This is a genomic window from Microbacterium sp. MEJ108Y (genome assembly GCF_000834175.1).
Taxonomy (GTDB): Bacteria; Actinomycetota; Actinomycetes; order Actinomycetales; family Microbacteriaceae; genus Microbacterium; species Microbacterium forte.
On the sequence record NZ_JXQX01000030.1, the window covers coordinates 1 to 12,518 of the forward strand.

The following is a 12,518-nucleotide window of genomic DNA, read 5'->3' on the forward strand; positions in this document are numbered from 1 at the left end:
ATCGACTTCGGTAGGCGCCGTGGGGGCGGTGGGCGCGGTGGGGGCGGTGGGGGCGGTCTGGCTGCCGTCGCCGGTCAGTGGAACGCGAGCCCGCACGCGCAGCCCTCCCGCCGCACGCGGGGCGACGTCGAGCGTGCCCCCGGATGCGGCGGCGCGCTCGCGCATGCCGAGCTGGCCGAGCCCGGGGCGCAGCACCGCCACTGCGCGGCCGGTGTTGACGATCTCGACCTCGACGCCGTCGTCGTCGTAACGCACGCGCACATCGGCGGTGGCGCCGACGCCGGCGTGACGGCGGGCGTTCGTGAGCGACTCCTGGGCGATGCGATACAGATTCACGGCGACGATCGAGGGCACGGGCACCGGCTCGCCGATCACGACGTAGTGCGTGGGCAGGCCCGCTTCCGTCGACGCCTCGACCAGCGAGCGGATGTCGTCGAGCGTCACCGTCGATGCGACATCCGTCGTCTCGCCGCCAGGGGTGCGGAGGGTCTCGAGCAGCTGCCGCAGCTCGTGGATCGCATCACGCGCCGATGCCTCGATCCCCGTGAGGATGCTCTTGGACTTCTCCGGATCCTGATCGATCACGAGCCGGGCGGCTCCCGCCTGCACGCCCATCACCGACACATGGTGGGCGACGACGTCGTGCAGCTCTCGGGCGATGCGCACGCGGTCGAGCGCGACGGCCTGGGCAGCGGTGACCTCGCGCTCCTTCTCGAGCTCGGCCGTGCGCTGCTCCAGCACCGCTCGCTCCTGTGCGGCGTGCCACGAGCGCTCGCCGAAGTAGTAGGCGCCGCCGAAGTACAGCACGTTCAGCAGCAGCTGGATGAGCATGAAGGCGAGGTAGGGCGAGAGGAGGCCCGCCGCGACCTCGGCCTTGTCGGCCTCTTCGATCGCCTGTCGGTACATCGTGATGATCAGCCAGACGAACATGCCGACGATAATCGAGACGCGCACGATCATCGCGGCTCTGCGGTTGTTCATCCACGCGCCCACCGTGTACAGCGACACGAACATCGCGATGTTGCCGACGTAGATCTCGGGCACCTGGAACGTGATCGCGAGGAAGTACGCGAGCGAGATGGCGACGGCGACCGGGGCGGGCCAGCGCCGGCGCACGGCGAGCGGCGCGGTGACGGCGACCGCGTAGACCAGCGCGGTCCACGGCTCTGCCCTGGTGTCGCCGTAGATCTCGGCCACCGTCGAGAGTGCGGCGCTCAGCACGGCGCCGACGAACATGACCGCAGCGAGCACGATATCGCCGCGCTGCTCGCGGACGCTGGGGATGCGGGTGAACGGCGCTGCAGGCATCCCCCCACCGTAGAGCCGGGGCGGATGCGGTGGCATCCCCCGCACGGGGGATCGTTGCCCGCCGCGAAGACCTCTTGACGTCTTACTTGCTTTTTGCAAGTGTGGGCGCATGAGCATATTCATCACCTGCCCGGTCGAGAGCGTCGACCGGGCCACCGCCTTCTACACCGCTCTCGGCTGGACCCTCAACGCCGAGATGTCCGATCACAACGTGTCGTGCTTCGCGATCGCGCCCGAGCAGTACGTCATGCTCGGCAGCCGGGAGATGTATGCGAGCGTCGGCGGCACCGAGGACGTGATCGGTGGACCCGATACGCCGTCGAAGGTCACGGTCTCGTTCGATCTCGGCAGCCGCGAGGCCGTCGATGAGCTCGTCGAGCGTGCCGCTGCCGCCGGTGGCAGGATCGGCGACACCGACGACTACTCGTTCATGTATCAGCGCCAGTTCGACGACCCCGACGGGTATCACTACTCGCCGTTCTGGATGAAGTCGGATTCCGATCAGAACGCGTGAGCGACCTCGCTGCCGCCCTCGACATCGTCGGCGCCCGGTGGGCGCTGCTCATCGTCGAGCAGCTGCTCGCTGGGCCGCAGAGATACGGCGACCTGCAGCGTGAGCTCGGGGTGCCGACCAACATCCTCGCGACCCGTCTGCGCGAGCTCGAAGCGGCCGGGGTCTTGAGTCGACTTCCGCTGCGGCACAACACGCGTGCCTACGCGCTCACTGATCGTGGTCTCGCGCTTCGCGAGGCCATCGAGCAGCTCGGGCGCTGGGGCGCGGAAGGGTAGACGGCGCGACGGCAGCGCACGAGCGCATACTGGGAACATCGCCGCACTCTTGTGCAAAGGAGCACTCTGATGACCGGACGCATCCTGATCGACCTCTTCATGACCCTCGACGGCGTCGCCCAGGGCCCGGGCGGCACCGACGAGGATCCGTCCGGAGGGTTCGAATTCAGCGGCTGGCAGGCGGGGTATCCGTCGTCGGGCATGGGAGAGACCGTCTCGCAGGGGATGCAGCGGCTCGACGCCCTGCTGCTCGGCCGCCGCACCTACGACATCTTCGCGTCGTACTGGCCGCATCACACGGAAGGCCCGTCGGGGGAGATCGGCAGGCTCTTCGACCGGGTGCCGAAGTATGTCGCGTCGCGGAACCCTGATGTCGCGCTCTCGTGGCAGAACAGTCACCGCGTCGGGGACGATCTCGCCGCCGAGATCGCCGAACTGAGAGCGCAGCACGACGAGGTGCACGTGATCGGCAGCATCGACTTCGTGCACTCGCTGCTCGCCGGAGGGCTGTTCGACGAGCTCAACCTGTGGGTGTATCCGATCCTGCTCGGCACGGGCAAGAAGGTGTTCGACGACGGTGCCATGCCGTCGGTGCTGCGCCTGCTCGAGCCGCCGGCCGTCGACGACAGCGGCGTGATGCTGCTGCGCTACGGACGAACGGATCGGGTGCCGGAGGTCGGGACGTTCGAGGACTGAATCGAAATATCGCCCCGCTTGTTCCCTCCTGCGCTGTGATCGGATAGCTTCAACCCAACGCGGCCGAATCGGCAGCGGTTCCGAGGTCCGGCGCAGGGTTCACTCACGGCGCGCTCGACCTCCGTCGGAGGGTGGGACTATGGCGCAACGACGCGCTCTGATTCATGCAGTCCTGGGTGGGGTGGCGGCGATCGCCCTCGCACTCGGGGGAGCGACGGCAGCGGGAGCGGTGGAGGACGATCCCCCGACGGGCGCGGTCGCGGACGTGGTGGCTGCGGCCGCCGGCGAGACCGCCGACCCGCTCGAGGGCGTCGCCGACGACGTCGACACGGCACCTGCCCCGGCCGTCGTCGAGGACGCACCGGCATCTGCATCGGCACAAGCGCTGATACCGACCCCCGCAGTGGTTCCGCCGCCGCCCGTGCCACAAGGCACAGGAACGATCAGCGGCACAGTGACGCGCGAAGACGACGGGGCTCCGATCTCAGGCGTCAGCGTGTCGCTGACCGGGCGCGGGTGGGTGACGCCGTCGGCCCTCACCGACGCGAACGGCGACTACACCGTGAGTGGACTCGCGGACGATTCTTACGTCGTGTCCTTCTTCGCGGGAGGAGGAACGGACCTCATGCGCGAGTACTGGCAAGGCGTGACGGACTTCTCAGCCGCCACGCCTGTCGCCATCACGGGCGGCGCGTCGGTCACCGACATCGACGCTTCGCTGCGTGCCGGAGGCGCCATCGAGGGAGTCGTCACGCGAGCGCAGGATGGTTCCCCGGTTGCGGGGGCTGACGTCTCGGCGCTCAACGCGAACAACGAGATCGTCGCGTCCACGCAAGCGGACACCGCGGGAGAGTACCGTCTCGGCGGACTTCCTGCGGGCGCGTACCGCGTACGTTTCGGCTCGCCTGACCCGGAGCTCGTCTCGGAATACTGGAGCAACGCATACAGCTGGGACACAGCGACGCCCGTCACGATCACCGGGGCGCAGGCGATCATGAACGTGGATGCCGCGCTCGACTCCGTCGGCTACATCAGCGGCACCGTGACGAAGAGCGCCGACGGAACTCCCGCTTTCGGTTCTGTCATGATCAGCGGCGTCGACCGGGACATGCGAGTCGTCTCGATCAACGGTGACGGGAGCTATCGAGCGGCCGTCGCACCGGGGACCTATGTCGTGCACTTCGACGCATTCGATTCCGGCCTGCTCGACGAGTACTGGGAGGATGCCGCCACCGAGGAGGCTGCGACTCCAGTGGTCGTCGAATCTGGCGACGACATCACAGGCACCGACGCTCAGCTCGACTCAGCAGCGACAATCACCGGCACCGTCACGATGGTGAGCTCGGAGGGCCGCGAGATGCTCGTCGAAGCCTGGGATGGCGATGAGCGTGTCGGATATGTGATCGCCGACTGGCAGACGGGGTCATACACGCTCAACATCCCGGCGGGAACGTACATCTTCAAGGCATCCGTGATCTTCTACAACGACAGCCCGACGACGGCGAAGCCGCAGTTCTACGACGGCGTCGAGACGGCGGATCTCGCGACCCCCGTGACGGCGGCAGCGTCCACGACAGTGGGCGGCATCGACTTCACGCTCGTGCCCATCACGAAGCCGGAGCCGGAGCCCGAGCCGGAGCCGGAGCCGGAGCCGGAGCCGGAGCCGGCACTCGCGCTCGCAACGGGGTCGATCCGGGCCGGCAGCGACATCGACATCTCGGGCACGGGGTTCGCGCCTGGCGCGAAGATCGCATTCGAGTTGCGCTCGGCTCCTCAAGCGCTGGGAACTCTGACCGCCGATGCGAGCGGCGCGCTGACGGGTACCTTCCGCGTCCCTGCGAGCACGTCACCCGGAACGCACACGCTCGTGGCGTTGAACGCGCAGTCGGAGGTCGTGGCGAGTGCCCGGCTCCTGGTGACTGCGGCACCCGGCGCCACGGTCACGGGGGCGGTGACAGGGGCCGACGCACCATTGGCCAGCACTGGCGCGGATGCGCCGGCGTTCGCGGTGATGATGGCATCCGGCCTGCTGCTCGCCGGCATGCTGCTTGTCCGTCGTCGACGGGCTCAGAACTGACCCGAATGCTGACGAGGGCCCGGCAGCTTCCGCGGAAGCGGCCGGGCTCTCGTGTCATGTCCGGTCAGCAGACCCCGAGCACCCGCTCGATCACCCTCGCCACTCCGTCGTCGTCGTTCGACGCGGTGGTCTCGTCGGCGGCATCCTGCACGACGTCCGCCGCGCCGGCCATCGCGACGCCGTGGCCCGCCCAGCGCAGCATCTCGACGTCGTTGAGGGCATCGCCGAAGGCGATGACGTCGCGGCGTTCGATCTCCAGGTGCTCGCAGAGGCGAGCCAGCCCCGTGGCCTTGGTGACGCCGTCGGCCATGACCTCGAGGAACGGGGCGCCTGACAGCGTCGCCTCGAAGCCGGTGAGTTCGAGCGCGCACAGTGCGTCGAACAGCGCTGTCGGGGCAAGCTCGGGATGCCGGATCACCAACTTGAGGCTCGGTGCGGCGAGCACGTGGTCGAGGGCGACGCCGCCCATCGTGCGCGGATCGCGTTTGTGGTCGGCGAGGTCGGCGATCTCGGCGTAGCCGTGCTGGGCCACGAACGTCTCGCCGCCCTCCCGCACGCTCGCGAACAGCAGCCCGGGGATGCTGGCGCGCAGCGCCTCGGCTAGGGTGCGGATGGTCTCTGCCGGAAGCTCTTCGGCGAACAGCATCCGCCCGTCGACGAGGTGGGTCGCGTAGGCGCCGTTGCTGCACAGCGCCCATCCGTCGAATCCTGCATCACTCGCGAGAGTGCGCAAGCCGATCGGCTGACGGGCCGTCACCGGAACGACGTGGATGCCGCGTGCCCGCGCCGCGTCGAGCGCCGCGCGCGTGCGCACGCTCACCTCGGATGCCGACGTCAGCAGAGTGCCGTCGAGGTCCGTGGCGATCAGGCGCAGGGTCATCCGTTTCGTCTCGCTTCGCTCGCTCAACGACGGGGAAGTCAGGAGAAGATCATCGGCAGGTCGTCGTCGTCTTCGTCGGCACCGCCGAGGTCGAACTCGACGACCACGGGAACGTGATCGCTGGGCTGCTCGCCCTTGCGCTCTTCCCGGTGGATGGATGCGCCGGTGACGGCCTCTGCAAGCGTCTTCGAGCCGAGGATGAAGTCGATGCGGATGCCCTCGTTGCGAGGGAACTTCAGGCGCTGGTAGTCCCAGTACGTGTAGCCCTCAGGGAGCAGCGGGCGCACGACGTCGGTGACTCCCGCGTCGCCGAACGCGAAGAAGGCCTGGCGCTCCTGCGGCGAGACGTGCGTCGAGACGCCCTCGACGATGTCGGGGTCGCCGTTGTCGGCGTCGAACGGGATGATGTTGAAGTCGCCCACCAGGGCGAGGGGCAGATCGGGGTTCGCCGCGAGCTCGGCAGCGGTCGACTTCTTCAGCTCTTCGAGCCAGTGCAGCTTGTAGGCGTAGTGCGGGTCGTCGAGCGAGCGGCCGTTCGGCACGTACAGGCTCCACACGCGCACGCCGTCGACGAGCACCCCGAGGGCGCGAGCCTCGAGCGGAGCATCCGGCCCCTCATGCCCCTTGGCGAAGCCCGGCATGCCGTCGAACGCCGTGCGCACATCGGTGATCGGCAGCCGGCTCGCGATCGCGACGCCGTTCCACTGATTCAGTCCGTGCACCTCGACGTGGTAGCCGGCCTCTTCGAACGGAGCATAGGGGAACTGCTCGGGTTTGCACTTGATCTCCTGCATCGCTAGCACGTCGATGTCTTCCCTGACGGCGAACTCGACGGTGCGGGTGACGCGGGTGCGGATGGAGTTGACGTTCCAGGTGGCCAAGCGCATGCGTCAAGCCTAGGGCCCACCTCCTACACTGGATGCCGTGACCGCACTCGACGCTGACCGCCAGACCCTCCTCGACCTGATCAAGGACGAGGCCGTGTTCCACGGAGACTTCACGCTCTCGAGCGGCAAGAAGGCGACGTACTACGTCGACATGCGCAAGCTCACCCTCGACCACCGCGCCGCTCCCGCGATCGGCCGCATCATGCTCGACCTGATCGGCGACCTCGACGTCGTGGCGGTCGGCGGCCTGACCCTCGGCGCCGACCCGATCGCCAACTCGGTGCTGCACGCCTCGGTCGCCGCCGACAAGCCGCTCGACGCCTTCGTGGTGCGCAAGGAGCCGAAGGATCACGGCCGCGGCCGCCAGATCGAGGGCGCAGACGTCAAGGGCAAGCGCGTCGTGGTGCTCGAGGACACCTCGACCACGGGTCAGTCCGCGCTCAAGGCCGTCGAGGCGCTGCGCAAGGAGGGCGCCGAGATCGTCGCCGTCGCCGTGATCGTCGACCGCAAGACCGGCGCTCAGGCCGCGATCGAAGCCGAGGGTCTCGAATGGCGTGCGGCCTTCGACCTCGACGACCTCGGACTCGACCCCCAGTGACCCGCTACGCACTCGCCGTCGACGTCGGCGGCACCAAGATGGAGGCCGCGCTCGTGAGCGAGCACGGCGTGCTGGTCGACGGCAGCCGCTCGCGTCAGGCGACCGGACGCGAGGCGACGCTCGAATCGCTGGACCTGGCCGTCAGTGCGATCGTCACGCATGCTCTGGCTGCGCTCCCCGCTGACGCGGAACTCGTCGGTGCGGGAGCGGGCAGTGCCGGCCCGATCGACCGCGGCGCCGGAGCGATCATGCCGGTGAACATGCCGCTTGCGCGGGGATTCGGGCTCGCGGAATCGGTGCGCTCTGCGGCATCCGCTGCGCTCGGCCGCGAGGTGCCGACCATTCTCGGCCACGACGGCGGGGCGCTCGCGCTCGCCGAGTCGTGGCTCGGTGCGACGCAGGATGCCGGTGCCTCACTGTCGATCGTCGTCTCGACCGGAGTCGGTGGAGGGTTCGTCGTCAATGGCGCATACATTCCCGGCGCCACCGGCAATGCCGGACACCTGGGCCAGGTGCGCCGCGAGGGCGGACTCACGCTCGAGGAGATCGCCTCCGGCCCGGCGAGTGCCGCCTGGGCGCAGCAGCAGGGCTGGACCGGAGCCACCGGTGAAGACCTGGCGCGGGATGCCGCTGCCGGTGACGCCATCGCCCGCGCGGCCATCGAACGGTCGGCGAAGGCGGTCGGCGAAGCGCTGGCGGATGCCGCGACCCTTGTCGACCTCGACATGGTCGCGATCGGCGGCGGGTTCTCGCGGGTCTCGGCCGACTACATCGACCTCGTGCAGCAGGCCCTCACCGCGAGCGCGGCGCACGAGTACTCCCGCCGCACGCGTGTCGTGCGCTCGGGTCTCGGCGACGAGGGGCCGCTCATCGGCGCCGCGGCGCTCGTCCTGCGCTGACGTCCGACCCCTGACAGCAGGTCAGTGCGTCGCGACGATCAGATGACGCTGCGGCCCTTCGAGTCTGGCCATCGCGATCTTGAGCTCGGTCGTATCGGCGGCGACCGTGTCGATGCGTGCGCCGAGCGAGCCTTCGACTCCGTCGATGCGTGCGGTGAGGTTCTGTTCCACTCCGTCGATGCGTGCGGTGAGGTTCTGTTCCACTCCGTCGATGCGTGCGGTGAGCTTCTGTTCCACTCCGTCGATCCGCGCTCCGAGCGACTTCTCGACGCCTGCGAGATCGGTGCGGAGGGAGTCGGATCGGCGGATGCACCAGGCGAAGCCCGCGAACATAGTGCCGCCCAGCGCCAGCAGGAGGCCGACTGCGCTGATGACGATCGTGATGATCTCGACGGACATGAACATGCTCCCATTCTGGGGGTGGAGGGCGAGGTCTCGCAGAATGCTACGGGCGACGACCGGGGGCCGCCGGCGGTGCAGGTCATCCTTCGTGCACTAGGGAGAACGCCGTCTAGAAAGTGATCGTGCAGAAGAGATCGATCCGTTCCGTTCGCCTCCCTAACAAATCGGCCTTACGCTCATAGCAGGCGACGGAAGGAACACGCATGCGCATACTCGGACTGCTCTCGGGCACCTCGCACGACGGCATCGACGTCACGGTCGTGGATTTCGAGGAGAGCGATGGCGCGCTGCACGGCACGGTGCTGCACGAGGACAGCATCCCGTACGCGCCAGACCTCCGTGCCCGACTCGTCGCCGCGCTGCCCCCGGCGCCCACGACCCTCGCTGAGGTCTGCGAACTCGACACTCTGATCGGGCAGGCCTTCGCCGAGGTCGCCGCGGCGGCATCCGACGCGGTCGGGGGAGTGGATGCCGTGTGCACGCACGGCCAGACCGTCTTCCACTGGGTCGCCGACGGCCACGCGCTCGGCACGCTGCAGATCGGCCAGCCGGCATGGATCGCCGAGCGGGTCGGCGCGCCGGTCGTGTCGGATGTGCGCATCCGCGACATCACCGCCGGCGGACACGGCGCTCCGCTGGTGTCGTTCCTCGACGAGCTGCTGCTGCGTGGCCGAGCGGGCGTCTCGGCGGCCGTCAATCTCGGCGGCATCGCGAACATGACCGTGGTGGGCGCCGACGGGCTCTCGGCGTATGACATCGGTCCGGCGAACGCGCTGGTCGACGCCGTCGTCGTGGCGGAAGGCCTGAACGAGCGCGGGTACGACGCGGACGCCGCGATCGCCCGCACCGGAACGGTCGACGAGGCGCTGCTGGCCACGCTCCTCGCCGACCCCTATTACGCGCTCCCCGCCCCGAAGAGCACGGGCAAGGAGCACTTCCACCTCGACTATGTGCGTGCTCACATCGATCGCATGACCGCAGACGGACGAGAGATCTCAGTCCCCGACCTCGTGCGCACCCTCACGGAACTCACCGTCCGCACGGTGGCTCAGGACGTGCGTGCCGCCGGTATCCGATTCCTGGCCGTCTCCGGGGGCGGATGCCACAACCCGCTGATCATGCAGGGTCTGCGCGATGCTCTCCCCGGCGTCGAGGTCGTGCTCGCCGATGAGCTCGGTGCCCCGGTGGACAGCAAGGAGGCGATCCTGTTCGCACTGATCGGGTGGTGCACCATGCACGGAGTCGCCGCGGTGACGCCCGGCGGCACGGGAGCGCGCGAGCCGCGCATCCTCGGCACGATCACGCCGGGTGCGGGGCCGCTGCGGATGCCGGAACCGGTCGAGCGCGTGCGCAGTCTGACGCTGCGCTGATCCACGTCGGGTGCGAAACGCCGCCGGTCAGCGCTTGCGGTCGTCGTCGTCCCAGGGGCCTTCCCACCAGCCGGCGCGGCCGTCGCCGTCGCCTCCGCCGCGGCGACGGGAGCGGACGAACTGCACGATGAACACGGTGAGCGAGCTGAGCAGGATCACGAAGATCACCAGGAACAGCAGGTCGGACTGGTTCATGGGCGCTTCCCTTCGGCGGCATCCGCCACGATCTTCGCGATCCGGGCGGATCGCGTCTCTGCACGCTTGGCCATCGCGATGTGCGTCAGGCCGAACTTCTTGACCGACTTCGGGAAGGCGTCCCAGTTGGCTCGTGCAGCGGGCACGGCATCCAGCGCCTCGGTCAGCTCCGGCGGCTCGATGCCCGCCTCCGGGCCGTCGAGCAGTGTCCACGACCCGTCGGCCTTGGCGGTCTCGAGCACGCGGATGCCGGCGGGCGCGAGCAGCCCGGCGGCCTCGAGATCGATCAGCCGCGCCTTGTTGGTCGCCGCCCACCCGCTGCCGCGTCGGCGGGGCGAGAACCACTGACCCACGGTCTCGTCGTCGAACGTGCGCACGGGGCCGTCGATCCATCCGAAGCACAGAGCCTGACGCACGGCGTCGTCGTATCCCACCCTGCCCTCGTTCTGACCGCGCACGCTCAACAGCCAGACGCCGGAGGTGCGCTCGTGATGCTCTTCGAGCCAGGCGCGCCAGGCGGCCGCATCCGCTGCGACGACCCGTTCTCCTTCGTCGAGCGCGCCCATCTCAGTCCTCGTCGAGCGTCGGAATCGACTCGGTGACCGTCGGCAGCAGATCGGCGACCGAGTCGACGATCTCGTCGGGGCGGAACGGGTACTTCTCGACCTCGGCCTCGTCGCTGATGCCCGTCATGACGAGCACGGTGTGCAGTCCTGCCTCGATGCCGGCGATGATGTCGGTGTCCATGCGGTCGCCGATCATGCCGGTCTTCTTCGAGTGCGCGCCGATCTTGTTGAGGGCCGAGCGGAACATCATCGGGTTCGGCTTGCCGACGACGTACGGTTCCTTGCCCGTGGCCTTGGTGATCAGGGCCGCGATCGCGCCCGTCGCCGGCATCACGCCGTCGGCTGACGGCCCGGTGGCATCCGGGTTCGTGACGATGAAGCGCGCGCCCTTGATGATGAGCCGGATCGCCTTGGTGATCGCCTCGAACGAGTAGTTGCGGGTCTCGCCGACGACCACGAAGTCGGGGTTCGTCTCGGTCATGATGAAGCCGGCCTCGTGCAGGGCCGTGAGGATGCCCGCCTCGCCGATCACGAAGGCCGAGCCGCCGGGCAACTGCTGCGCGAGGAAGTCGGCCGTCGCCAGTGCCGAGGTCCAGATCCGCTCCTCGGGCACGATGAGCCCGCTGGCGCGGAGGCGGGCCGACAGGTCACGAGCCGTGAAGATCGAGTTGTTCGTCAGCACGAGGTAGGGGATCTCGTTCTGCTCCCACCCTGCGAGCAGCTCGGACGCTCCGGGGATGGCATCGTTCTCATGAACGAGCACGCCGTCCATGTCGGTCAGCCAGCATTCGATGTTGTCGCGGTGTGCCATGTGCACAGCCTATGCGGCGGCGGTTACGGGCAGGTGTCAGGTTCTGACGAGGTTCTCAGGCGCTGAGCCAGACGACCTGTGCGGCGCCGTCGGGGAGCTCGGTCGCGGTGCCCTCGAGTTCGATGCCCGTGGGGGTCGTCGTGATGTTCGCGGCGACGGTGACGCCCGCCCCCTCGAGAGCACGCAGCAGTTCCGGGTCTCGGTCATCGACGCGCAGCACGCGTCCGACGTGCCCCGACGGCGCATCGGCGAGAAGCACGAAGGGCTCGCGTTCGACGACACCTGCGGCATCGGGGATCGCGTCGCCGTGCGGGTCGAACCGCGGGCGTCCGAGGCGTGCGTCGATGCCCTCGAGCAGACGGTCGCTGATCGTGTGCTCGAGCACCTCGGCTTCGTCGTGCACCTCGTCCCATCCGTAGCCGAACTCCTGCACCAGCCAGGTCTCGATCAGGCGGTGCCGACGCACCATGGCCAGAGCTCGCTGCGTGCCGGCATCCGTCAGCCGCACCGCACCGTAGGGCACGTGCGAGACGAGCCCGGCGGCGGCGAGCTTCTTGACCATCTCGGTCACCGACGACGGGGCGATGCCCAGCTTCGCCGCGAGCACCGAGGGGGTGATCGGCGCGTCCTGCCATTCGGTGTGCGCGTAGACGGTCTTCAGGTAGTCGTCTGCTGCAGGGGATGCCACGGGTCCAGCCTAGATCAGGGGTTCGCGACGTCGACGAGGATGCCGAAGGCGACCTGCCCCGCGAAGAAGATGATGAGGAACCCGAGCAGGGCGGCGAAGAGCGAGAGCCGACCGTCGAACCCCTCGATCTCGGCGATGCCGATCTTGCGCGCGCGGAAGGCCAGCACGAGGGTCGCGATGCCCAGGGCGAGCTGCACCCAGGGGCCGCCGAAGGGCAGCACGGTGGGGAAGGCGACGAGCAGCCCGCCGATCACGCCGGTCGCGATGCCGATCCAGGTGAGGATGCGGACGTTGCGGCGCGCGGTTTCGGCAGACATCCTTCGAGCCTAACCGTCGGAGCACTCCGCCGCGC

The 12,518-nt window shown here is 68.8% G+C and carries 16 protein-coding genes; 7 read left to right on the plus strand and 9 right to left on the minus strand.

Translation table 11 applies throughout. The features are described from left to right. A partial coding sequence (locus tag RU09_RS13090) for a sensor histidine kinase (RefSeq protein ID WP_156145933.1) occupies positions 1-1,308 on the minus strand: 1,308 nt, incomplete at its 3' end. Between the two features lie 109 nt (positions 1,309-1,417). Here RU09_RS13090 and RU09_RS13095 point away from each other — a divergent pair. The 4 genes from RU09_RS13095 (at position 1,418) to RU09_RS13110 (ending at position 4,870) form a co-directional block, all read left to right on the plus strand. Next, positions 1,418-1,822, plus strand: coding sequence for a VOC family protein (locus tag RU09_RS13095; protein ID WP_042541255.1), 405 nt, complete (start codon positions 1,418-1,420; stop codon positions 1,820-1,822). Next, on the plus strand, positions 1,819-2,097 hold the full coding sequence (locus RU09_RS13100; protein WP_042541257.1) for a winged helix-turn-helix transcriptional regulator: 279 nt from the start codon (positions 1,819-1,821) through the stop codon (positions 2,095-2,097). The genes RU09_RS13095 and RU09_RS13100 overlap by 4 nt, the downstream gene beginning before the upstream one ends. Positions 2,098-2,166: 69 nt before the next feature. Then, complete coding sequence (locus RU09_RS13105; protein ID WP_042541258.1) at positions 2,167-2,793, plus strand: dihydrofolate reductase family protein; 627 nt, start codon at positions 2,167-2,169, stop codon at positions 2,791-2,793. A 139-nt stretch (positions 2,794-2,932) separates the two neighbouring features. Continuing rightward, positions 2,933-4,870: an MSCRAMM family protein gene (locus RU09_RS13110; RefSeq protein WP_082041131.1), complete on the plus strand. Its 1,938-nt coding sequence runs from the start codon at positions 2,933-2,935 to the stop codon at positions 4,868-4,870. Positions 4,871-4,934: 64 nt separating this feature from the next. On the opposite strand, the gene RU09_RS13115 is transcribed toward RU09_RS13110, so the two are convergent. Together RU09_RS13115 and RU09_RS13120 are read right to left on the minus strand one after the other, a co-directional pair. After that, positions 4,935-5,750 carry a Cof-type HAD-IIB family hydrolase gene (locus RU09_RS13115; RefSeq protein WP_042541261.1) on the minus strand — a complete coding sequence of 272 codons (816 nt, stop codon included), beginning with the start codon at positions 5,748-5,750 and terminating at the stop codon, positions 4,935-4,937. Between the two features lie 38 nt (positions 5,751-5,788). After that, the gene (locus tag RU09_RS13120) at positions 5,789-6,637 is read right to left on the minus strand and encodes an exodeoxyribonuclease III (protein ID WP_042541263.1); all 849 of its coding nucleotides are present in this window, start codon (positions 6,635-6,637) and stop codon (positions 5,789-5,791) included. Between the two features lie 37 nt (positions 6,638-6,674). On the opposite strand from RU09_RS13120, the gene pyrE reads away from it, so the two are divergent. Together pyrE and RU09_RS13130 are read left to right on the plus strand one after the other, a co-directional pair. Continuing rightward, a complete protein-coding gene (gene pyrE / locus RU09_RS13125; protein ID WP_042541265.1) occupies positions 6,675-7,235 on the plus strand; it encodes an orotate phosphoribosyltransferase in 561 nt (186 codons plus the stop codon). Continuing rightward, on the plus strand, positions 7,232-8,134 hold the full coding sequence (locus RU09_RS13130) for an ROK family protein (protein WP_042541267.1): 903 nt from the start codon (positions 7,232-7,234) through the stop codon (positions 8,132-8,134). The genes pyrE and RU09_RS13130 overlap by 4 nt, the downstream gene beginning before the upstream one ends. A gap of 21 nt (positions 8,135-8,155) precedes the next feature. On the opposite strand, the gene RU09_RS13135 is transcribed toward RU09_RS13130, so the two are convergent. Then, positions 8,156-8,539, minus strand: a complete 384-nt coding sequence (locus RU09_RS13135) for a hypothetical protein (protein ID WP_052492975.1) — start codon at positions 8,537-8,539, stop codon at positions 8,156-8,158. A gap of 200 nt (positions 8,540-8,739) precedes the next feature. On the opposite strand from RU09_RS13135, the gene RU09_RS13140 reads away from it, so the two are divergent. Next, positions 8,740-9,906, plus strand: coding sequence for an anhydro-N-acetylmuramic acid kinase (locus tag RU09_RS13140; protein ID WP_042541269.1), 1,167 nt, complete (start codon positions 8,740-8,742; stop codon positions 9,904-9,906). A gap of 27 nt (positions 9,907-9,933) precedes the next feature. On the opposite strand, the gene RU09_RS18760 is transcribed toward RU09_RS13140, so the two are convergent. From RU09_RS18760 to RU09_RS13160, 5 genes are read right to left on the minus strand one after another with little or no spacing between them, the layout of a single operon-like run. Further along, positions 9,934-10,101 carry a hypothetical protein gene (locus RU09_RS18760; RefSeq protein WP_194285971.1) on the minus strand — a complete coding sequence of 56 codons (168 nt, stop codon included), beginning with the start codon at positions 10,099-10,101 and terminating at the stop codon, positions 9,934-9,936. After that, on the minus strand, positions 10,098-10,667 hold the full coding sequence (locus tag RU09_RS13145) for a YdeI/OmpD-associated family protein (RefSeq protein WP_042541271.1): 570 nt from the start codon (positions 10,665-10,667) through the stop codon (positions 10,098-10,100). The genes RU09_RS18760 and RU09_RS13145 overlap by 4 nt, the downstream gene beginning before the upstream one ends. 1 nt (position 10,668) lies before the next feature. Continuing rightward, positions 10,669-11,478 carry an HAD-IIA family hydrolase gene (locus RU09_RS13150; RefSeq protein ID WP_042541273.1) on the minus strand — a complete coding sequence of 270 codons (810 nt, stop codon included), beginning with the start codon at positions 11,476-11,478 and terminating at the stop codon, positions 10,669-10,671. A 55-nt stretch (positions 11,479-11,533) separates the two neighbouring features. Then, on the minus strand, positions 11,534-12,166 hold the full coding sequence (locus tag RU09_RS13155; RefSeq protein ID WP_042541275.1) for a metal-dependent transcriptional regulator: 633 nt from the start codon (positions 12,164-12,166) through the stop codon (positions 11,534-11,536). Positions 12,167-12,180: 14 nt separating this feature from the next. Further along, positions 12,181-12,483, minus strand: coding sequence for a hypothetical protein (locus RU09_RS13160; protein ID WP_042541277.1), 303 nt, complete (start codon positions 12,481-12,483; stop codon positions 12,181-12,183). Positions 12,484-12,518 lie beyond the last annotated feature (35 nt).